General features: G+C 67.7%; 18 protein-coding genes. 12 read left to right on the forward strand and 6 right to left on the reverse strand.

Features of this window, described 5'->3' with window-relative positions:
- Positions 1-17: 17 nt before the first annotated feature.
- Complete coding sequence (gene mgrA / locus QRM95_RS17060; RefSeq protein ID WP_285248671.1) at positions 18-1,058, forward strand: L-glyceraldehyde 3-phosphate reductase; 1,041 nt, start codon at positions 18-20, stop codon at positions 1,056-1,058.
- Positions 1,059-1,243: 185 nt separating this feature from the next.
- A complete protein-coding gene (locus QRM95_RS17065; RefSeq protein WP_018760394.1) occupies positions 1,244-2,329 on the forward strand; it encodes an inositol-3-phosphate synthase in 1,086 nt (361 codons plus the stop codon).
- Positions 2,330-2,591: 262 nt separating this feature from the next.
- Here the strand turns inward: QRM95_RS17065 and QRM95_RS21115 are convergent, their stop codons facing one another.
- The 4 genes from QRM95_RS21115 to QRM95_RS17085 all read right to left on the reverse strand — a co-directional run bounded on the left by QRM95_RS21115 (position 2,592) and on the right by QRM95_RS17085 (position 8,279).
- Positions 2,592-3,137 (reverse strand): putative endonuclease domain-containing protein, encoded by a 546-nt coding sequence (locus tag QRM95_RS21115; RefSeq protein WP_350223889.1) that lies wholly within the window; start codon positions 3,135-3,137, stop codon positions 2,592-2,594.
- A gap of 560 nt (positions 3,138-3,697) precedes the next feature.
- On the reverse strand, positions 3,698-5,374 hold the full coding sequence (locus tag QRM95_RS17075; protein ID WP_285248673.1) for a formate--tetrahydrofolate ligase: 1,677 nt from the start codon (positions 5,372-5,374) through the stop codon (positions 3,698-3,700).
- Between the two features lie 120 nt (positions 5,375-5,494).
- Positions 5,495-6,760 (reverse strand): D-inositol-3-phosphate glycosyltransferase, encoded by a 1,266-nt coding sequence (gene mshA, locus QRM95_RS17080; protein WP_285248674.1) that lies wholly within the window; start codon positions 6,758-6,760, stop codon positions 5,495-5,497.
- A gap of 64 nt (positions 6,761-6,824) precedes the next feature.
- Positions 6,825-8,279 carry a 6-phospho-beta-glucosidase gene (locus QRM95_RS17085; RefSeq protein ID WP_285248675.1) on the reverse strand — a complete coding sequence of 485 codons (1,455 nt, stop codon included), beginning with the start codon at positions 8,277-8,279 and terminating at the stop codon, positions 6,825-6,827.
- Positions 8,280-8,370: 91 nt separating this feature from the next.
- On the opposite strand from QRM95_RS17085, the gene QRM95_RS17090 reads away from it, so the two are divergent.
- From QRM95_RS17090 to tsaD, 6 genes are read left to right on the forward strand one after another with little or no spacing between them, the layout of a single operon-like run.
- Positions 8,371-9,462, forward strand: a complete 1,092-nt coding sequence (locus tag QRM95_RS17090; protein ID WP_285248676.1) for a carbohydrate kinase family protein — start codon at positions 8,371-8,373, stop codon at positions 9,460-9,462.
- Positions 9,463-9,519: 57 nt separating this feature from the next.
- Entirely contained in the window at positions 9,520-10,758 is a 1,239-nt protein-coding gene (gene alr / locus QRM95_RS17095; RefSeq protein ID WP_285248677.1) for an alanine racemase, read from the forward strand.
- Positions 10,755-11,366 carry a tRNA (adenosine(37)-N6)-threonylcarbamoyltransferase complex ATPase subunit type 1 TsaE gene (gene tsaE, locus QRM95_RS17100; RefSeq protein WP_285248678.1) on the forward strand — a complete coding sequence of 204 codons (612 nt, stop codon included), beginning with the start codon at positions 10,755-10,757 and terminating at the stop codon, positions 11,364-11,366. Before alr ends, tsaE begins: the two co-directional genes overlap by 4 nt.
- Positions 11,360-12,031 (forward strand): tRNA (adenosine(37)-N6)-threonylcarbamoyltransferase complex dimerization subunit type 1 TsaB, encoded by a 672-nt coding sequence (gene tsaB / locus QRM95_RS17105; RefSeq protein WP_285248679.1) that lies wholly within the window; start codon positions 11,360-11,362, stop codon positions 12,029-12,031. Before tsaE ends, tsaB begins: the two co-directional genes overlap by 7 nt.
- Positions 12,032-12,036: 5 nt before the next feature.
- The gene (rimI, locus tag QRM95_RS17110) at positions 12,037-12,543 is read left to right on the forward strand and encodes a ribosomal protein S18-alanine N-acetyltransferase (protein WP_285248875.1); all 507 of its coding nucleotides are present in this window, start codon (positions 12,037-12,039) and stop codon (positions 12,541-12,543) included.
- On the forward strand, positions 12,540-13,631 hold the full coding sequence (gene tsaD / locus QRM95_RS17115; RefSeq protein WP_285248680.1) for a tRNA (adenosine(37)-N6)-threonylcarbamoyltransferase complex transferase subunit TsaD: 1,092 nt from the start codon (positions 12,540-12,542) through the stop codon (positions 13,629-13,631). The genes rimI and tsaD overlap by 4 nt, the downstream gene beginning before the upstream one ends.
- A gap of 50 nt (positions 13,632-13,681) precedes the next feature.
- Here the strand turns inward: tsaD and QRM95_RS17120 are convergent, their stop codons facing one another.
- On the reverse strand, positions 13,682-14,833 hold the full coding sequence (locus QRM95_RS17120; RefSeq protein ID WP_285248681.1) for a glutamate--cysteine ligase: 1,152 nt from the start codon (positions 14,831-14,833) through the stop codon (positions 13,682-13,684).
- A 368-nt stretch (positions 14,834-15,201) separates the two neighbouring features.
- On the opposite strand from QRM95_RS17120, the gene QRM95_RS17125 reads away from it, so the two are divergent.
- Both QRM95_RS17125 and QRM95_RS17130 read left to right on the forward strand, forming a co-directional pair.
- Positions 15,202-16,653, forward strand: a complete 1,452-nt coding sequence (locus QRM95_RS17125) for a glycoside hydrolase family 3 N-terminal domain-containing protein (RefSeq protein WP_285248876.1) — start codon at positions 15,202-15,204, stop codon at positions 16,651-16,653.
- Positions 16,654-16,693: 40 nt separating this feature from the next.
- The gene (locus tag QRM95_RS17130; RefSeq protein WP_285248682.1) at positions 16,694-17,512 is read left to right on the forward strand and encodes a shikimate 5-dehydrogenase; all 819 of its coding nucleotides are present in this window, start codon (positions 16,694-16,696) and stop codon (positions 17,510-17,512) included.
- 26 nt (positions 17,513-17,538) lie between these two features.
- Here QRM95_RS17130 and QRM95_RS17135 read toward each other — a convergent pair whose 3' ends face one another.
- Entirely contained in the window at positions 17,539-18,783 is a 1,245-nt protein-coding gene (locus tag QRM95_RS17135) for a THUMP-like domain-containing protein (protein WP_285248683.1), read from the reverse strand.
- Between the two features lie 53 nt (positions 18,784-18,836).
- Here QRM95_RS17135 and QRM95_RS17140 point away from each other — a divergent pair, with 53 nt between their 5' ends.
- Together QRM95_RS17140 and groES are read left to right on the forward strand one after the other, a co-directional pair.
- On the forward strand, positions 18,837-19,217 hold the full coding sequence (locus QRM95_RS17140) for a hypothetical protein (protein WP_285248684.1): 381 nt from the start codon (positions 18,837-18,839) through the stop codon (positions 19,215-19,217).
- Positions 19,218-19,464: 247 nt separating this feature from the next.
- Positions 19,465-19,758: a co-chaperone GroES gene (gene groES / locus QRM95_RS17145; protein ID WP_003805290.1), complete on the forward strand. Its 294-nt coding sequence runs from the start codon at positions 19,465-19,467 to the stop codon at positions 19,756-19,758.
- Positions 19,759-19,829: the final 71 nt, after the last annotated feature.

The raw sequence follows: 19,829 nt of genomic DNA on the forward strand, positions 1-19,829 counted from the left end.
CTGGCAGGATGGAACCCATGACTTATTCAGCAGCGGACAACCGCTACGAATCCATGCCCTACCGCCGTGTCGGCCGCAGCGGACTCAAACTCCCTGCCATCTCCCTGGGCCTCTGGCACAACTTCGGCGACGACAAGCGCTTTGAAGAGCAGCGCGACATCCTGCGCCGGGCCTTCGACCTCGGCGTGAACCACTTCGACCTCGCCAACAATTACGGGCCCCCGGACGGCTCCGCCGAAACCAACTTCGGCCGCCACCTCAAGGACGACTTCAAGCCCTATCGGGACGAACTGGTGATCTCCACCAAGGCCGGCTATTACATGTGGCCCGGCCCGTATGGCGAGTGGGGATCCCGCAAGTACCTGATCTCCAGCCTCGACCAGTCGCTGCAACGCATGGGCCTTGATTACGTGGACATCTTCTACAGCCACCGGCCCGATCCCGAGACGCCGCTGGAAGAGACCATGGGCGCCCTGGACTACGCCGTCCGGTCCGGCAAGGCACTCTATGCCGGAATCTCCTCCTACACCCCGGAGCAGACGCTGGAGGCGGCCCGGATCCTGAAGGAGATGGGAACGCCGCTGCTCATCCACCAGCCCAGCTACTCCATGCTGAACCGCTGGACCGAGGACGGATCGCCCAACCTGTACGAGGCCCTGGACCAGGTGGGCGCCGGGTCCATCGCATTCTCGCCCCTCGCCCAGGGGATGCTCACCGACCGCTACCTCCATGGCATCCCGGAAGATTCCCGTGCGGCCAAGGCCCGGTTCCTTTCCGAGGACTCCATCACGGAGGAGAAGCTGGACCGGGTCCGCGGGCTGCGGCGCATTGCCGAGGGCCGCGGACAGTCACTGGCCCAAATGGCCATCGCCTGGATCCTGCGGGACCAGCCGAAGGGCTCACCGGTCACCTCTGCCCTGGTGGGCGCCTCCAGCGTCAGCCAACTCGAAGACACGCTCTCCGCCATCAACAACCTCGACTTTTCCGCCGATGAACTCACCGCCATCGACGAGTTCGCAGTGGAGTCCGACATCAACCTCTGGAAGCAGAAGTCGTAACGTCCGTCCTCAACGGACAGCCCTGACGAAGCTTTCTTACGCAGCGGGACCCGGCGCAACAGCGCCGGGTCCCGCTGCGTTGGGTAGTATGAAAGGGCGCCGTGCGGCGCCGTGCCAGCCGGCCTCCGTCGGACTTCCTGCGAAGCTATACCCGGCCGGCTGACGTTTGTTCCCAAAGGAGTTTTGTGTCTTCACATCCGATCCGTGTTGCAATCGTTGGCGTGGGTAACTGCGCCGCTTCGCTGGTACAGGGCGTCCAGTACTACAAGGATGCCGATCCCGCAGAAACCATTCCGGGCCTGATGCACGTTGAGTTTGGCCAGTACCACGTGGGCGACGTTGAATTTGTTGCCGCGTTTGATGTTGACGGCAAGAAGGTCGGCGTTGACCTTTCCGACGCCATCCTGGCCAGCGAGAACAACACCATTAAAATCGCTGACGTTCCGCCCACCGGTGTGACGGTTCAGCGGGGCCACACCCTGGACGGGCTGGGCAAGTACTACCTCGAGACCATCGAGGAATCCACCGAAGAGCCCGTGGACGTGGTCCAGGCGCTCAAGGACGCCAAGGTTGATGTCCTAGTCTGCTACCTGCCCGTGGGTTCGCAGAAGGCGGCAGAGTTCTACGCGCAGGCCGCAATTGACGCCGGCGTGGCCTTCGTCAACGCGCTGCCGGTCTTCATTGCCGGAACCAAGGCGTGGGCCGACAAGTTCACCGCCGCGGGCGTGCCGATCGTGGGGGACGACATCAAGAGCCAGATCGGTGCTACCATCACGCACCGCGTCATGGCCAAGCTGTTCGAGGACCGCGGCGTGACCCTGGACCGGACGTACCAGCTGAACGTCGGCGGGAACATGGACTTCAAGAACATGCTCGAGCGCGATCGGCTCGAGTCGAAGAAGATCTCCAAGACCCAGGCCGTGACCTCGAACGTTGAGGCGGAACTGGCTGCCAAGGACGTGCACATCGGCCCGTCGGACTACGTGCAGTGGCTCGATGACCGCAAGTGGGCGTTCGTGCGCCTGGAGGGCAGGAACTTCGGTGACGCTCCCGTCTCGCTGGAGTACAAGCTCGAGGTCTGGGACTCGCCGAACTCGGCCGGTGTGATCATCGACGCGATCCGTGCGGCGAAGATCGGCCTGGACCGTGGCATCGGCGGCCCGCTGCTGTCGGCGTCGAGCTACTTCATGAAGTCCCCGCCGGAGCAGTTCAACGACGACCTCGCCCGCGAAAAGGTCGAAGCCTTCATCCGCGGCGACCTCGAACGCTAGCCCGCGTTTTTTCGGGTGCCTGCACGCTCCCTCACCCTTACAGGTGGGGGAGCGTTCCTGCTTAACCACGCCCGCTCACCTTCGACAGGTTTCCCCCTAACGCCCGCTCACGTGTGACGTGTTTTCCTGAAACGCCCGCTCACCTTTGACGTGTTTTCCCCTAACGCCCGCTCACTTTTGACAGGTTTTACCCCTAACGCCAGCGCACCTTTGACGTGCTTTCCGCGATTAGCTGAGGGTGCGATCCTCTATCCAGCGGGTTTCACTCGTTGGCGAAGCCCGAGGCGGCCACAGGATTGGCGGCGGAATTCCTTAGGGCATGCCTGATTCTCTTGAGCGCTCCCGCAAAACCGTCCTCCTGATCGGGCTTTACGACGATGATGACGGTCCAGCCGGCTCGTTCGAAGGCCTTGTTCCTGCGGCGATCGATCTGTTGCTGTGGTTCCAAAAGGTGGTGGGCACCGTCGTACTGAATAGCAACTTTGTGCAGACGAAAGCCGAGGTCGGCCGACGGTGAGCGGGGGTCCCCCGGACGAAGTTCAATCTGCAGCTCCGGTTCAGGAAGACCGGCGTCCAGCATGGACAATCGAAGGAATGTCTCAGGCGCAGAGTCCGCCCCTACCCGCATCAGGTCCAATGCTTGCCGGGCGCGGACAACGCCCTGAAGATTTGGATGCCGGCCCACCAAGGCCTGCAATTCCGCGAGTGTTGAGTACGCGCACTCTCTGCCTTCCAGGTCCGGCCGGGGTATCCGGATGAGCTGGTCTCCCGCAGCCACCAAATCGTTCAGTGGGAGTTGCCGGGCCATGTCCAGCCACGTCCTTGCCCTGGTGCTGAGCCAAATCCCTTCAACGCACTCAATCTCGCCCGGCTTCACAATGACCCGATGGCCGTGGATCCCTCTCCTGCGTGCGCAGGGAAGGGCGCTGGGTTTACTGAGGTGCAGCTCGTTGGAGTCCGACAGCCACGGCGGCAGGACGAAACCCCGGAGGCGAGCCGCGGTGACATGGGAAACCCACGCGCCGGGCGTAGCCTCCGAGAGGCTGCGAGCCGCCTCCTCCAGACAGAAATCCCAACCGGCCGGACGGTAGAGCCCGCGGCTTACGTGCTCAACATCTGCGCGCCGTAAGCGGTTGTAGTGCAGCCCCGCTCGTCTGGAACTCTCGATGGTGAACGGCCTGCTGGCCAGATGGGAGGGCAGGGGCGGCTGGGATCGCATACTGCATTCTTATTCAAACAGCCGGGGCCCGTTGGAAGTTATCCACAGGCACTCACTCGGTTTTGGTCAAAAGTGAGCGGGGGTGTGTTGGAGAGGGGTAAGAGGTGAGCGGGGGTTCGTTGGAGAGGGGCAAGAGGTGAGCGGGGGTTTCAGGTGAGGCCCACCGGGTTGCCGTCGGCGTCCACGTCCATGCGGAGCGCAGCGGGGACCGCTGGCAGGCCGGGCATGGTCATCACGGCACCCGTCAACGCAACGATGAAGCCCGCGCCCGTCTTGGGCAGCAAATCCCGGACGTGGATGGTGAAGCCCTTCGGGGCGCCCAGGCGGGAGGCGTCGTCCGTGAAGGAATACTGGGTTTTGGCCATGCACACGGGCAGCCCGCTCCAGCCGTTCCGTTCGATATCGGCCAACCGCTTCAGGGCCGGAACGGAGAAGTCCACCCCGTCTGCCCCGTAGATCTCCTGGGCGATGGTCCGGATTTTGTCCTCCACAGACAATTCCAGCGGGTACAAGTGCCGGAATTTGCCGGGAGCCTCCACCGCCTTCGCCACCAGCGCGGCGAGTTCGTCACCGCCGTCGCCCCCGCCGCCGCGCCCCCACACGTCCGCGACGGCGGCATGCACGCCCTCCGCGTGGCACCAGGCCAGCAGCCAATCCAGTTCGTCCTGCGAATCGGAGGAGAACCTGTTGATGGCCACCACCGGGGTGACGCCGAACTTCTCCACGTTGTGGACGTGCCGTCGCAGGTTCGCCACGCCTGCCTCAAGCGCGGCCAGGTCCGGGCGCGTCAGTGCGTCCTTGGCCACGCCGCCCTGCATTTTGAGCGCCCGCACGGTGGCGACCACTACGACGGCGGACGGGGCCACGCCGCCATACCGGGCTTTAATGTCCATGAACTTCTCTGCCCCCAGGTCGGCACCGAAACCGGCTTCCGTCACCACGAGGTCCGCCAGCCGCCGCGCGGTCTGGGTGGCGATGAGCGAATTGCAGCCATGGGCAATATTGGCGAACGGCCCACCGTGCACCAAAGCGGGAGTCCCCGCGATGGTCTGCACCAGGTTGGGTTTGACCGCCTCCTTCAGGAGCAGGGTCAAGGCACCCTCCACGCCCAGGTCCGCCACCGTCACCGGCGTCCGGTCGTAGGTGTAGCCGAACGTGATCCGGCCCAGCCGCGTCCGCAAATCCGACAGGTCCGTCGCCAGGCAGAAGACGGCCATGATTTCGGACGCCACCGTGATGTCGAACCCGTCCTGCCGCGGCACCCCCTGTGTTGGACCGCCCAGCCCGATGACCACCTCGCGCAGCGACCGGTCGTTCATGTCCAGCACGCGCTTGAAGGTCATCCGGCGCGGATCGATGTTCAAGGCATTGCCCTGGTAGATGTGGTTGTCCACCAACGCCATGAGCGCGTTGTTGGCCGAGGTGATGGCATGGAAGTCGCCGGTGAAGTGCAGGTTGATCTCGTCCATGGGCAGCACCTGCGAGTAACCCCCGCCGGTGGCTCCGCCCTTCATCCCGAGTACGGGTCCCAGGGACGGCTCCCGCAGCGCGATCATCACCTTGTGGCCGGCGCGGGCCAGCGAATCGGCCAGTCCCACCGTGGTGGTGGATTTGCCTTCCCCGGCCGGGGTGGGGGACATGGCGGACACGAGCACCACCTTGCCGTGCGGTGCCGGGGCATCAAGCCTGGCCGGATCGATTTTCGCCTTATACCGCCCGTAGAGTTCCAGGGCGTCGGCGTTGATCCCGGCCGCCGCAGCGATTTCCCCGATGGGCCGGATCCGGGCAGCCCGGGCTATCTCAAGGTCAGAAGGAAGACCAGACATCCTTGTCCTTTCCTGTACCGGCCGGCGCCGGACACCTGCCCCTAAGCTAACAGCACCCGGGCCGGCTCTGAGGGAACAGCCGTCAACGGGAGTGGCCTTCGAAGCAAGGGCGGAGGGTTGTCAGGAGGCTGGCACGGCCGGGGCGAGGCGGTGACCCGAGTAATGGTCGACGGCGGCGTGGTAGCTTTCGAGCGTGATGGCGGCCGTGCGCTGCCAGCCGGAGCTCTGGGCACGGATGGCCGCCGCCCGGCCCAGGTCCTCGCGGGTGGCGGGATCGTCGTACAGGGCTTCGAGGGCATCCGCCCAGTCCGCCGCATGGTGCCCGTCCACCAGGAGCCCGGTCCGGCCGTGGAAGATTGCGCGGGACAGGCCGCCAACCCGGGTGGCCACCACGGGCGTCCCGCAGGCTTGGGCCTCAAGCGCCACCAGCCCGAAGGATTCACTGAAGGAAGGCATCACCACCACGTCCGCCGCGCGGAACCAGGAGGCAAGCTCAGGTGCCTTCACCGGCGGAAGCTGCGTGACGACGTCGTCCATTCCCGCCTCCGCCACCAGGCAGCGGAGGTTGAATTCCTTGTTGCCGCTCAAGGCGCCCAGGATGGTGACCCGAAGGTCGATGTCCGGGCGGCGTTTGCGCAGCAGCGCCGCGGCCTTCACCAGGACCTGGGGACCCTTGAGCCGCTGGATCCGGCCGGCAAACACCAAATGGAAGGTGCCGGGGCCAACACCGTGCTCCGCCCTGGAGCGCGCCCGGAATGCCGGGGTGAACGTGCTCAGGTCCACGCCGGGCGGCGCGATGTCGATCCGGTCGTAGGTGGCACCGTAGTGGGACACGAGTTCGGCGGCCTCGGAACTGGTGTTCGCGATAAGCCTGGCCGCGCCCTCCACGATGCGGTGCTCGCCCAGTTCGCGCCGGCGGGGTTCGGGCTGTTCGCCGGACTCCAGCAGCAGGTTCTTGACCTTGGCCATGGTGTGCATGGTGTGGACCAGCGGCACGTCCCAGAGCCGTGACAGCTCAAGCCCGGCAATCCCGGACACCCAGTAGTGCGAATGGATGACGTCATACCGGCCATGCGGCTGGCGGCGGCGGATCTGCTCGATTTCCGCCACCATGGCGTGCAGCAAGCCCGGCAGCTCCTCCTTGGGGACATTGGTGGGCGGTCCGGCCAGGACGTTGTGGACGCAGACGCCGGGATCCGGGTGTTCGACGGCGGGCTGGTCGGGAGAGGTGGCGCGCGTGAAGATTTCGACCTCAACACCGGCTTCCGCCAGCGCCGAAGCCAGCTCACGGATGTAGACGTTCATTCCGCCGGCATCGCCGGAACCGGGCTGTTCCATGGGGGAGGTGTGGAGGGAGAGCAAAGCGACCCTGCGGATCAGTGCCACGGGACCTCCTTCCGGCCGCCGGCGCGCGTGAGCGGAGCCGGTCGAGTGCACATTCGATAAAACATTACTCCTTCACCCAACGCCCGCCGCCCGCCCAGATCTTCCCCAGCGCCGGAAGCGCCTGCTCGTAACCGTCCAGCAACTGGACGGCCAAGTCGGTCGAAGCCACGAGCGGGTGCCGGGCGAAGGCCTGCACGGCGGCCTCGCGGTTGCCCTCGGCAGCGGCCGTGACGGTGAGCCGTTCGACGTCCTTGACCTGCCGGATCAGTTCGAGCTGCGGTCCGGCGGGCGCTTGCTGGGGCAGGGGGACGGCGCCGGCGGTGGTGACGGTGCAGGGAACCTCGACGACGGCGTCCGCCGGCAGGCCGGGGATGGCGGGTTGGGGAATACCCGGGTCTGCCGGGGCCGGCAGGGGAGCGGGACGTTCCGCGGCCGCTTCGGCGGATTGGCCGGCGGCCGGGAGGACGTTGCGGGTGTTGAGGATCAGCTGCGTGTCCCCGCCGCCGGCGAGGGCGCGCATGGCCGCAAGGGCAACACGCTCATAGCCGCCGCCGGCCAGGTCCTCCTCGTTCCGGCGCTCGCCCGCACCACGGGCTTCGGCCAGGTATCCCTCTTCGCGGGACCGGCGGGCCTCTTCCCACAGCCGGTAGGCGTCCGGGCCGGCCGCGGTAAGCCGGGGATACAGCTCCTGCTGCTGGCTGTGGATGGCCTCGCCGCGGGTCTGCGCCATGGCGTCCATGGCTTGCCGGGCGGCGTCGCGCCGATAGTAGTAGTAAAGGTATTCGTTGGGGAGCATGCCCAGGCTGGCAAGGAATGGCTGCGGGAAGAGCCTGCCTTCTTCGAACGACTGGAGGGCCGGCGCGTTGGCGAGCAGGTCCGGCAGCACGTCCCGGCCGCGGGCTTCAAGCCGGTACAGCCAGCCAAGATGGTTCAGCCCGTAGTAGCCGACGCCGCCCAATCGTCCCTCCGGGAGGGGGACACCGGCGGCCGAAGCAGCCCGCTGCACCAAGCCGGCCGCTGAATCGCAGATTCCGATGACCCGGTGCCCCAGTACCGGGAGCAGCGCCTCCGTGACCATCCCCGCGGGGTTGGTGAAATTGATCAGCCACGCGTCCGGACAATGTTCCCGCATCAGCCGGGCCAGCTCCAGCATGGGGGGAATGGTCCGCAGGGCGTACGAAATCCCGCCGGCTCCTGTAGTTTCCTGGCCGAGCAGGCCCAGGCCCAGCGGCACCTTTTCATCGATGATCCGGCCTGCGGTGCCGCCCGGCCGGATCGCGGCGAACACCATGGAAGTTCCGGCCAGGGCCCCGGCGGGATCGGTGGTGGCGTGCACGGCAGGCCCGGCACCCGCGCCGCCGGGCATGCTGGCCAGGACGGCGGTGACGGCTTTGAGCCGGGCAGGATCGACGTCGTAAAGCACCACCTCGGTGACCAGCCCGGAATAGCGGCCGGATGTCAGTGCCCGGTATATCAGGGGCACGCGAAACCCCCCGCCGCCCGCAATCATAAGCCGCATACCATGCAGTCTAGGACCCGTGCCGGACAGCTTGTCCACAGCGTTCCTTCGCCCCTACCGCAGCATGGCGCCGGGGCGTATTGTGCCGAACATGGACGCGATTCCCGCACGCCCGTTCGATCCCTTGGCCGCCGTCCGTTCACCCGTCGAGCCGGGATTCGATCTGTTGCTGGCCGGGACCGTTTTCCAAGACATTATCTTCACCGGCCTGCCGCACGGACCAGAGCCCGGGACGGAAGTCTGGAGCGATGGCATGGGCAGCTGTCCGGGCGGGGTGGCAAACCAGGCCATCGCCGCCGCCAGGCTGGGCCTGCGGACCGGGCTGGCGGCAGCCTTCGGCGATGACGGGTACGGCGACTTCAACTGGAAGATCCTGTCTAGCCAGGAACACGTGGACCTCAGCCTTTCCCGCCGCGTCCCGGGCTGGCATTCCCCGGTGACGGTATCCCTGTGTGTGGACCAGGACCGCTCAATGGTCACCCACGGGCATTCGGCGCCGGTGACCAACTCCGAGCTGATCGGGGACCCGCCGCGGGCACTGGCCGGCATCGCGGAACTGGGTGTGGAAGTGGAACCGTGGGCGAAAGCGGCCCACGCGGCGGGAGTCCGGCTGTTCGGCGACGTCGGCTGGGATCCCAGCGGGGAGTGGGCGCCGGTGCGCCTCGAGAACCTGCAGCACTTTTACGCCTTCCTGCCCAACCAGCGCGAGGCCATGGCGCTTACCGGCAAGGACAACCCCTGGAGCGCCCTCTACGCGCTGGCGGACCGGGTTCCGGTGGCTGTGGTGACGCTTGGCGCCCAGGGAGCCATGGCGGTTGATTCCCAAACCGGGGAGGAAGAGTGGGTGCCGTCCCTTCCGGTCAAGGCGCATGACCCCACCGGTGCCGGCGACTGCTTCGATGCCGCGTTCATCGTGGGTACCTTGGCTGGCTGGCCGCTGGGGGACCGGCTGCGGTTCGCCAACCTGTGCGCATCGTTGGCGGTGCAGGAGGTGGGCGGATCGCTGGCAGCCCCGGGCTGGGGGGACATCGCGGACTGGTGGAAACGCGCCAACGCCCGCCCCGAACGGCAGACGAGCCAGTGGCTTCGGCGCTTCGGCTTCCTCGCGGAGATCGTCCAGGACGTACCTCTCGCTGCCCAGCGCCGGGCGGCCGCCACCATCGCGCACCTCTCGGACGCCTGAGGCGGCCAGGCCGCCGCCGATTATTCGGCGCGAAGTGCCCGCACTAGAATCACTTAGGTGACTTACCCCGCAACAACCGGTGAATTCAGTGCTGCCTCCGGGCCGGACCCCCGCCACGAACGGTCCGCCGTGATCGACCTGGACGCCATCCGGCACAACGTCCGCCGGCTGGCCGACGCCGCTTCCCCCGCGAAAGTCATGGCCGTGGTCAAGGCCGATGCCTACGGGCACGGCGCCGTTCCCGTGGCCCGTGCGGCCCTGCAGTCGGGCGCGGCCTGGTTGGGGGTGGCCCACATTTCCGAGGCCCTTGCGCTCCGGGCTGCCGGCATCGACGCACCGCTGCTGGCCTGGCTGCACACCACCGACAGCAACTTTGGCGCCGCCGTTGCTGCCGGCGTCGACATTGGCTGCTCGGGGTGGGAACTGGAACGGATCGTTGCCGCGGCCCGCGAACAGGAGCGTCCGGCCCGCGTACACCTCAAGGTGGACACCGGCCTGGGGCGCAACGGTGCCACCCCCGAAGCCTGGGACCGCCTGGTGGGCGAAGCCGTGGAATACCAGGACCAAGGACTGCTGCGCGTGGTGGGAATCTTTTCCCACCTGGCCGTGGCCGATGAGCCGGACCGCCCCGAAACTGATGACCAGTTGGCGGCGTTCCGGGAAGCCCTGGCCATTGCCGAGGACGCAGGCGTTGACCCGGAAGTCCGGCACCTGGCCAACACCCCCGCCACCTTGTCCCGGCCGGATACCCACTTCGATCTGGTGCGGGTGGGCTTGGGAATCTACGGGCTCTCGCCGTTCGAGGGCCAGACGTCCGTGGAACTTGGCCTCCGCCCTGCCATGACGCTGCGCACGCTGGTGTCCCAGTGCAAAGGGGTTCCGGCCGGGCAGGGCGTCTCCTACGGCCTGCACTACCGGACCAGGGAGGCCAGCACCCTGGCGTTGATTCCGCTGGGGTATGCCGACGGTGTCCCGCGCGTCGCCACCGGCGGCCCCGTCCGCGTGGCCGGGAAGACCTACCCGGTGGTGGGTCGGATCGCCATGGACCAGATGGTCATCGACCTTGGGCCGGAGGCCCGGGATTCCAGCCTGCTCGGTGCCGAAGCGGTGCTGTTCGGGGACGGTGCCGACGGCGGTCCCACGGCCGACGACTGGGCACAGGCGGCCGGGACCATCAACTACGAGATCGTCACCCGCATCAGCCCGCGGGTTCCGCGCCGCTTCATCAACGAGGACCAGCCGGCCGTCAGCGGCCCGGGCTTGGCTGGCGTACCCGGCAAAGCGGGGGCGGCATGAGCGGGACAGGACGGCCGGCCGCCAACTGGGAAGTGACGCTGACGGCGACGACGGCGGATCAGACGAAGGCGCTCGGCCGGCGCGTGGCGGAGGTGCTCCAGGCCGGAGACCTGCTGGTCCTCTCCGGTGAGCTTGGCGCCGGAAAGACAACCTTTACCCAGGGCCTGGGGGAGGGGCTGGGTGTCCGCGCAGGCATCATCTCGCCCACCTTCGTCCTGGTCCGCATCCACCCCAACCTGCCGGACGGTCCGCGTCCCGGCGGCCCGGACCTGGTGCACGTGGATGCCTACCGGTTGGGATCCGCGGCGGAGATCGATGACATCGACCTCGAGAACACGATGGACTCGTCGGTGACCGTGGTGGAGTGGGGCCATGACCGGGTGGAGCACCTGAGCGAGAGCCGCCTCGAGATTGACCTGCACCGTGCCATCGGTCTTGGCAGCGCCACGGAAGCCGCCGGTGGCGCGGGCGCCACGGGCGGTGCGTCCGGAACCCTGGACTTTGACGACGACACCGACGAACCGCGAACCATCGTGGTGCGCGGATACGGACCCCGCTGGCGGTCGGCACCGGCGATGGGCGGCTTTGAAGGGGGACTCCCATGCTGATCCTGGCCATTGACACCTCCGCGGTGGCCAGCGCCGCCCTGGTGTCCGACGACGCCCCTGAAAGCGTGCTCGCGAGCTTCGCAACGGCGGACACCCGCAGCCACGCCGAGGTGCTCGCCCCCGGGATCGACGCCATGCTGTCCGAGGCCGGAGTCAACGGCGCGGACATCGATGCCCTGGTGGTGGGCGTCGGCCCCGGACCGTTCACGGGGCTGCGTTCGGGCATTGCCACGGCCCGCACGCTTGCGTTCGTCTGGGGCAAGCCCCTGCATGGAATGATGAGCCTCGACGCCGTGGCCATGGAAGTAGCCGAATCCACCGCTGCCGTTCCGGAATTCCTGGTGGTCACCGATGCCCGGCGCAAGGAGGTCTACTGGGCCCGCTACAGCTTGGCCGATGGCCAGTTGCCCCTGCTCCAGGACGGTCCGCACGTCAGTGCCGCCGCGGCCCTGCCTGACCTGCCTGCGTTTGGTGCCGGCGCCGGGCTGTACGGCGACGTCCTGGACGCCCACCCGGAATTCGCGGCCGAGCAGCCGGACGCGCTGTACCTTGGCCAGTTCGCCCTTGCCAGGCTGGCTTCCGGCGAGGCGCTCTTGGACTCCACCCCCCTGTACCTGCGCGAATCCGACGCCCAGGTCCCCGGACCACGGAAGAGGGCACTGTGAACACCATGCAGGATCCACGGCCGGCGGGAATCACGGTCCGCGACATGACCTTGGAGGATGTTCCCGCCGTCGGACTCCTGGAACACCGGCTCTTCCCGATCGATGCCTGGCCCGTGCAGATGTTCCTGGATGAGCTTTCCCAGCCGGAAACACGCCGCTACCTGGTGGCGGAGGGCAGCGACGGCATCGTGGGCTACGCCGGCCTGATGTGCATCGAGCCGATCGCAGACGTGCAGACTATCGCCGTCGTCCCGGAGTACGAGGGGCGCGGCATCGGCAGCGACCTGCTCACCCGGCTCATCGGGGAGGCCCGGCGGCGGGGCGCCGCCGACGTCCTGCTCGAAGTCCGGGCAGACAACCCGCGGGCCCAGCAGCTGTACCTGCGGTTCGGTTTCGAGCAGATCCATGTCCGTCCCCGCTACTACCGCGACGGCGTGGACGCCCTGATCATGCGGCTCCCCTTGGCCGCTCAAACCGCCGGTGACGACGCAACGGAAGCAGGCAGGCAATGAACCGCACGCAGCCCCTGGTCCTGGGGATCGAATCTTCCTGCGATGAGACGGGGGTGGGGGTGGTCCGCGGCACCACCCTCCTGGCCAATACCGTTTCCTCCTCGATGGACGAGCATGTCCGGTTCGGCGGGGTCATCCCGGAGATTGCCTCCCGTGCACACCTGGACGCCTTCGTTCCCACCCTGGAGCAGGCGCTGGCGGACGCGGGCGTGCACCTGGCCGACGTGGACGCCATCGCCGTGACATCAGGCCCCGGTCTCGCGGGCGCCCTCATGGTGGGAGTCTGCGCCGCCAAGGCGCTCGCCGTCGCCACCGGGAAGCCGCTGTACGCGATCAACCACCTGGTGGCCCACGTTGGGGTCGGCCTCCTGGACGACCGGGCAACCGGCAGGACGCAGGACCTGCCGGCCAACCTGGGCGCCTTGCTGGTGTCCGGCGGCCACACGGAGATCCTCCGCATCAACAGCATCACCAGCGATGTGGAGCTTCTGGGCGCCACCATCGACGACGCCGCCGGTGAGGCGTATGACAAGGTGGCCCGCATCCTGGGCCTGGGCTACCCCGGTGGGCCGGCCATCGACAAGGTGGCCCGCAACGGCAATCCCAAGGCCATCCGCTTCCCCCGCGGACTGAGCCAGCCCAAGTACATGGGCACGGCGGATGAACCGGGCCCGCACCGGTATGACTGGTCCTTCAGCGGCCTGAAGACGGCGGTGGCCCGGTGCGTGGAGCAGTTCGAGGCGCGCGGGGAGGAAATTCCGGTGGCTGACATCGCGGCCGCATTCCAGGAAGCGGTGGTGGATGTGATCTCGTCCAAGGCCGTCCTGGCCTGCCGCGAGCACGGAATCAAGGACGTCCTGCTGGGCGGCGGGGTGGCGGCCAATTCACGCCTGCGGGAGCTGACCGGGCAACGATGCGCCTCCGCCGGTATCCGGCTGCACGTCCCCCCGCTGGACCTCTGCACCGACAACGGCGCCATGGTGGCCGCCCTCGGAGCGCAACTGGTGATGGCCGGCGTGGAACCCAGCGGTATCGGCTTCGGCCCGGATTCGTCGCTGCCCGTCACCTCGGTATCGCTGCCGGCCTGACGGCGGACGGCGCGTCCGTGCCGAAAGTACCCCACTTCGGCAGAAGCAGATCAGGCGGTGGGACCGTTGCGCATCTGCTTGACCAGGTCCAGCACCACGGCCTGCAGGTTCCCGCCGTTTTCGGCTGCCACCCGGCGCTGGCGCTGGTATCCGGCCCCGCGGCGGATGATCTTCTCCACGTCGGCGAGCTCGTCGGAGCAGCGCAGCTTGGCCGCCACGGGCTCCAGCCGGTTCAGCGTCTCCAGCAGGTGGTCCGTGACCAGCTGTTCCTTGCCTGCTGCGTCCAGGATGATGATGGCATCCATGCCGTAGCGGGCGGCGCGCCACTTGTTTTCCTGGACATGCCACGGCGGCATGGTGGGGATGGTGCCGCCGTTGTCCAGGGTGGTGGAGAACTCATCCACCAGGCACTGGGTGAGGGCGGCGATGGCACCCACTTCCTCCAGCGTGGCCAGTCCGTCGCAGATGCGCATTTCGATGGTGCCCAGGGCCGGAACTGGCCGGATGTCCCACCGGATCTCGGAAATGGTGTCGATGACACCGGTGGTGAACATGTCCTGGACGTAGGACTCGTACTCCGCCCAGGATTTGAACTGGAAGGGCAGGCCTGCGGTGGGGAGTTGCTGGAACATCAAGGCCCGCTGGGACGCGTAGCCCGTGTCCTCACCGCCCCAGAAGGGACTGGAGGCAGAGAGCGCCTGGAAATGCGGGAAGTAGTTGACCAGTCCGTCCAGGACGGGCAGCGCCTTGTCCCGGCGGTCCAGCCCTACATGGACGTGGACGCCGTAAATGACCATCTGCCGTCCCCACCACTGGGTCCGGTCGATCAGCTTGGCGTAGCGCGCCTTGTCCGTGACCGGTTGGAGCTGCGGCGGGCTGAACGGGTGGCTGCCCGCGCAAAACAACTCCACGCCCATGGGATCGGTGATTTCGCGGACTGCGGCCACGGACCGGTTGAGGTCCTCCTTGGCTTCGGCGGCCGTCTCGCAGATCCCGGTGACCAGTTCCACGGTATTGAGCAGGAGTTCCTGCTTAATGTGCGGGTGTTCGTCGTCTTCGTTGAGTTCCGGGTGCCGGGAGGACACCCCGCGGAGCACCTGGTTGGCGACGGAAGCGAGCTCGCCCGTCTTGCCGTCCACCAAAGCGAGCTCCCACTCAACACCGAGGGTTGACTGCCTCGATGACGCGAAGTCGATCTTCACACAATTCCTTACTGTCCGGTTTGCCGCTGGCTGGTGCCGCTCACAGGCTGCAGCCGGCAGGCGAACGGATGGTCCAAGTCTAGTCCAGGGGTAGCATCGTACTGATGGCCTCGTTCCCGCTGCGTCACAGTCCCGCCAAATCCTTTCCCCTCATCCTCGCGTTGTCAGCCGTTGCCCTGGGCTCCTGCACCGCCTCGCCCAGCGCCGCGCCGCCGTCGTCCCCGGCACCTGCGCCCAGCGCTTCCGCCGCGGAAAGTACGACGCCGGCGCCCCCTTTGGGGTCCCCATCACCTGATCCGGGTTCCCGGCCCCTGGGGTGGGGCCCCGAGCAGCGGGACCAGGACGCCGCCGCGGCGGCTGTGGCGGCCATGACGCCGGAGGAAAAAGCCGGCCAGGTCCTGCTCCCGTTCTTCAAGGGCAACCAGGTGGAAGCCCACGCGGCGCTCATCCAGCGCCTCCACCTGGCCGGGTCCATCATCATGGGCGACAACGTCCCGCGCGACCCGCAGGGGAACGTGGACGTGGCCGCGATGGGGGCCGTGAACCAGCGGCTGCGTCAGGCCGCCACCGCGGACGGCCGGCCATGGCCCGGGATCATCGGCGTGGACCAGGAAGGCGGCGCAGTGGCCCGCCTGGGCGCCCCGCTCACCGAATGGCCGGTGCCCATGAGCTACGGCGCCGCGGGCAGCGAAGACCTGACCCGCCAGGCCGGCAAGGCGTTGGCCGCCGAGCTGCTGCCGTTGGGGTTCGACCTCGATTTCGCGCCCGACACGGATGTGACCATCGGCCCCAAGGACCCCACCATCGGTGCCCGCTCGATGTCCGCCGATCCGGCAGTGGCGGCAGCGCAGGGCGTGGCGTTCTCCCGGGGCATGCTGGACGCAGGCATCCTCCCCACCGTCAAGCACTTCCCTGGGCACGGCTCGGTGACAACCGATTCCCACCTCAACCTCCCCGTCCAGCCGGCCACCATCGACGAGCTCCGGGGCAGGGACTGGAAACCGTTCCAGGCCGCCGTAGCCGCCGGCTTGCCGGTCGTCATGACCGGGCACATCGCCGTGCCCGCGCTGGAACCCGGCGTGCCGGCGTCGCTCTCCGCGCCAAGCTACGCGGCGCTGCGGAACCTGGGATTCCAGGGCGTAGCGGTGACGGACGCCCTCAACATGGGTGCCGTGGAGAAGCAGTATCCGGCCGGCGCGGCCGCCGTGAAGGCCCTGGCCGCCGGCGCCGACCTGCTGCTGATGCCCGAGGACGTGGAACAGGCGCATGCCGCCATCCTGCAAGCCCTCGCAGCTGGCAGCCTCCCGGCCGCACGGCTCGATGACGCCGCGAGGCGGGTTGCCACCATGATGATGTGGCATGCGCGCACAGCGGCCCCTGCGGGGACCCCCGGTGCGGGTGCTCCGGCCGGCAGCGGCGCAGCCCTGTCAGCCAAGGTCTCGGCATCCGCCGTGACAGTCCTCTCCGGCCCCTGCCACGGACCGCTGGTGCCGGGTTCGGTACGCGTCCAAGGCGGTGGCCCGGGGGACCGCGAACGCTTCGAAGCCGCTGCCGCCCGTGCCGGCCTGGCCGTCGGCTCCGGCCCCGTGGTCAACCTCATCGGCCTCGGCGGCACACCGGGAGCGGGCGACATCGCGGTAGCCCTGGACGCGCCCTGGCCGCTGCAGGACTCCAACGCACCGATCAAGCTGGCGCTCTACGGCCGCAACGACACCGCCTTCGACGCCCTCGCCGCCGTCCTGGCAGGGAAGGCAACGGCGCCCGGAAAGCTGCCTGCCGCCGTCGGGCCCTATCCGGCCGGAACCGGCTGCACTCCGTGACTTGCGAGCGGGAGCGGCGGTGAGCGCGTTTAATGGTCGGGTGCCCATTCTGAATAAAGACATGACCCTCTGCATCTCGCTCTCCGCCCGCCCCAGCAACAACGGGACCCGGTTCCACAACCACCTTTACGGGCAACTGGATCTGAACTGGATCTACAAGGCGTTCGCGCCCACCAACCTTGAACAGGCCATCGCCGGCGTGCGGGGCCTGGGCATCCGGGGCTGCGCCATCTCCATGCCCTACAAGGAAGACGTCATAGCCCTGGTGGACGAGATGGACCCCTCCGCCAAGGCCATCGATTCCGTGAACACGATCGTCAACACGGATGGCCACCTGAAGGCGTACAACACCGACTACACGGCCATTGAGCAGCTCCTGGCCTCCAACGCGGTTCCCACCAGCTACTCCGTGGTGGTGCAGGGATCCGGCGGGATGGCGAAGGCCACGGTGGCGGCCCTGCGGGACGCCGGCTTCGCCAATGTCACGGTCGTGTCCCGGAACGAGGCCTCCGGCCGGGCGCTCGCGGACCAGTACGGCTTCCAGTGGCGGGCAGCGCTCGACGGCGGGACGGCTGACCTCATCATCAACGTCACGCCCATCGGTATGGCAGGCGGGACGGAAGCGGACACCGTGGCGTTCCCGGCGGAGGCAATCGAAGCGGCCCGCCTGGTCTTCGACGTGGTGGCCTTGCCCGCCGAGACGCCGCTGATCCGGGCCGCCCGTGCAGCCGGCAAGCCGGTCATCACCGGTGCCGAGGTGGCCACCATCCAGGCGCTCGAACAGTTTGTCCTGTACACGGGGGTGCGGCCCACGGCGGAGCAGGTGCGGGCCGCCGAGGAGTTCATGCGCGCCCAGTAGCGGACTGGCGGCCCGCCCGGCCGGCCCTAGGGCATGCAGGTCGGGACGGGTTCCACCACGACGGCCACCCGGTCCTCGCCAATCCGGGTCAGGACCAGGGTGGCGGCCTTCTTGCCGGAACCCTTGCCGGCCGCCTTTCCGCCCGGCAGCAGCTGCTTCCGCAGCTCTTCCGGGGTCACGGCGGTGCCCCGCTTCTTGATGTCCAGCACGGTGATGCCCTCCTGCTTCACCCAGGCTTTGAGCGCCTTGACGTTGTAGGGCATGACTTCCAGCACTTTGTAGGCGCGGGCGAACGGCGTGGCCACGAGTTCCGGGGCACAGACGTAGGCGATGTGCTCATCCACCAGGTGGCCGCCGAGTTCCAGCGCGACATCCGCCACCAGGCCGGCCCGGATCACGGCGCCGTCGGGTTCGTACAGGTAGCCCTCCACCGGTCCCACCGGTGCCGTGGGGCCTGCGCCGAAATCGTTGCCGCTGGTCAGCTCGGCCGCACCTTCCTGGCCAAGGACCAGGGCGGCGCGGCGCACCCCCGGCCTGCTGACGGCGTTGAACCACAGGGTTACCTCGGTGACGTCTCCGGCTACCGACACCCACTGGGCTTCGCAGCCGGCGGGCACGGATTCGTGCGGCATGCCGGGCCCCATCTTGACGCCCACCGCCTTTCCTGACGCCGCGAGCGATTCAACGAAGGACAACGGCGGTGAGAACGCCTCCGGGTCCCAGATCCGCTTGGTGCCGGACGTGGACGTGACCCGGCGTGCTGGATCCAGCCACACGCCGTCGACCCCCTCCAACGGCACGGCTGCCGCATCCGCGTGCACCACGGTGGCGTTGGGGAAGGGGATCAGGTTCACCGTGGCGCAGGCCGCCGTGGTCTCGTCCATTTCGACGGCGGTCACATTGAGGTCAAGGGATGCCAGGGCCAGGGAATCGGCGCCCAGGCCACAGCCCAGGTCCGCCACGTGGCTGATCCCGGCGGCGGCGAACCGCTGTGCGTGGCGCGCCGCGACGTTCAGGCGGGTGGCCTGCTCCAGGCCTGCCTGGGTGAAGAGCATCTGGCGGGCGAACTCACCGAACTTCGCCTCGGCCTTGGTGCGCAGGCGTGACTGGGTCAGGACGGCGGAGACCAGCCCGGCAGGATGGCCGGCCTTCCGGAGCGCGGAGTTGAGTTCGAAGGAATCCTCGTCGCGGTAGGGGCCCAGGGAGGCCAGCAGCTCCCAGCCTTCGGGGGTCAGCAGGGGTGCGATCTGGTCCTGGGGAGCGTGAGCCATGGGTTCCAGCCTAGTGGAGGAGCGGATGCCGGGTTGCCGATAGTGTGGACACCATGGATGAAACCGCAGCCCCCGGGGACACCGGCGAACACGAACCCAAGGAACGGGGTCCTGCCCGGTTTGCCCGCCCGGTCCTGATCGCCGCCGCCGTGGTGGCCGTGGTGTGCATCGCGCTCCTGGTGATCATCTTTGTCCTGGACACGTTCAACGCCACCGTCTATTCGGTGGGCGGCAACGACATCTCGGACAACACGCAGGAAGCCCGTGATATCCGCGGACTGTACGACGGCGCGCGGGCAGGGAGCATCTTCTTCCTGGTGGCCGCACTGCTCGCCGCAGCCGCAGCGGCCTGGGTTCTGTTCCGGGGCCGTAAACAGGGTGGCAGCGATGCCGACGGCGGCGAAGACGTGGACTTCGACGATCTGGGCCGCTGAAGCTGCCTGAGGCTCGTTGCGGGTCCCGAAACCGTGCTTAACGGAATACGCCGATGACGAAAAACTGGCACTCGCCTTGACCGAGTGCTAACCCTTACATAGAGTTTCAATTAGCACTCTCCCCCGGAGGGTGCTAACACATGAAGAGCTGCCAGCCAGGCTGCTGCCGGCACCGCGACGACGGTTTGCCAGCCACGGCGGAAAGCTTTCCAGTCCACGAATTTGCTGACGAAAAGGAGAGGTCCGAGTGTCGGTCTCTATTAAGCCTCTTGAGGATCGTATTGTTGTCCGCCCGCTCGAAGCCGAGCAGACCACGGCTTCCGGCCTGGTCATCCCGGACTCCGCACAGGAGAAGCCGCAGGAAGGCGAAGTTGTTGCAGTAGGCCCCGGCCGCTTCGAAGACGGCAACCGCGTTCCTGTCGACGTAGCCGTCGGCGACGTCGTCATCTACTCCAAGTACGGCGGAACCGAAGTCAAGACCGGCGGCACCGAGTACCTCGTGCTGTCCGCCCGCGACGTCCTGGCGATCGTCGTCAAGTAACTCTTTCGGATCCCCGTGCCGCCGGCCACGCTTATGCTGGCCGGCAGTGCGGGGTTTCTGTCTTTGAAAGG

The sequence above is a fragment of the Pseudarthrobacter sp. efr-133-R2A-89 genome (assembly GCF_030209315.1).
GTDB lineage: Bacteria > Actinomycetota > Actinomycetes > Actinomycetales > Micrococcaceae > Arthrobacter.

What these genes read in the sequence shown, in the direction of transcription:
- mgrA (WP_285248671.1), top strand. Translation starts at nt 18, where the DNA reads ATGACTTATTCAGCAGCGGACAACCGCTACGAATCCATGCCCTACCGC.
- QRM95_RS21115 (WP_350223889.1), bottom strand. Translation starts at nt 3,137, where the DNA reads ATGGCCCGGCAACTCCCACTGAACGATTTGGTGGCTGCGGGAGACCAG.
- QRM95_RS17075 (WP_285248673.1), bottom strand. Translation starts at nt 5,374, where the DNA reads ATGTCTGGTCTTCCTTCTGACCTTGAGATAGCCCGGGCTGCCCGGATC.
- QRM95_RS17085 (WP_285248675.1), bottom strand. Translation starts at nt 8,279, where the DNA reads ATGCGGCTTATGATTGCGGGCGGCGGGGGGTTTCGCGTGCCCCTGATA.
- QRM95_RS17090 (WP_285248676.1), top strand. Translation starts at nt 8,371, where the DNA reads ATGGACGCGATTCCCGCACGCCCGTTCGATCCCTTGGCCGCCGTCCGT.
- tsaE (WP_285248678.1), top strand. Translation starts at nt 10,755, where the DNA reads ATGAGCGGGACAGGACGGCCGGCCGCCAACTGGGAAGTGACGCTGACG.
- tsaB (WP_285248679.1), top strand. Translation starts at nt 11,360, where the DNA reads ATGCTGATCCTGGCCATTGACACCTCCGCGGTGGCCAGCGCCGCCCTG.
- rimI (WP_285248875.1), top strand. Translation starts at nt 12,037, where the DNA reads ATGCAGGATCCACGGCCGGCGGGAATCACGGTCCGCGACATGACCTTG.
- tsaD (WP_285248680.1), top strand. Translation starts at nt 12,540, where the DNA reads ATGAACCGCACGCAGCCCCTGGTCCTGGGGATCGAATCTTCCTGCGAT.
- QRM95_RS17125 (WP_285248876.1), top strand. Translation starts at nt 15,202, where the DNA reads ATGACGCCGGAGGAAAAAGCCGGCCAGGTCCTGCTCCCGTTCTTCAAG.
- QRM95_RS17135 (WP_285248683.1), bottom strand. Translation starts at nt 18,783, where the DNA reads ATGGCTCACGCTCCCCAGGACCAGATCGCACCCCTGCTGACCCCCGAA.
- QRM95_RS17140 (WP_285248684.1), top strand. Translation starts at nt 18,837, where the DNA reads ATGGATGAAACCGCAGCCCCCGGGGACACCGGCGAACACGAACCCAAG.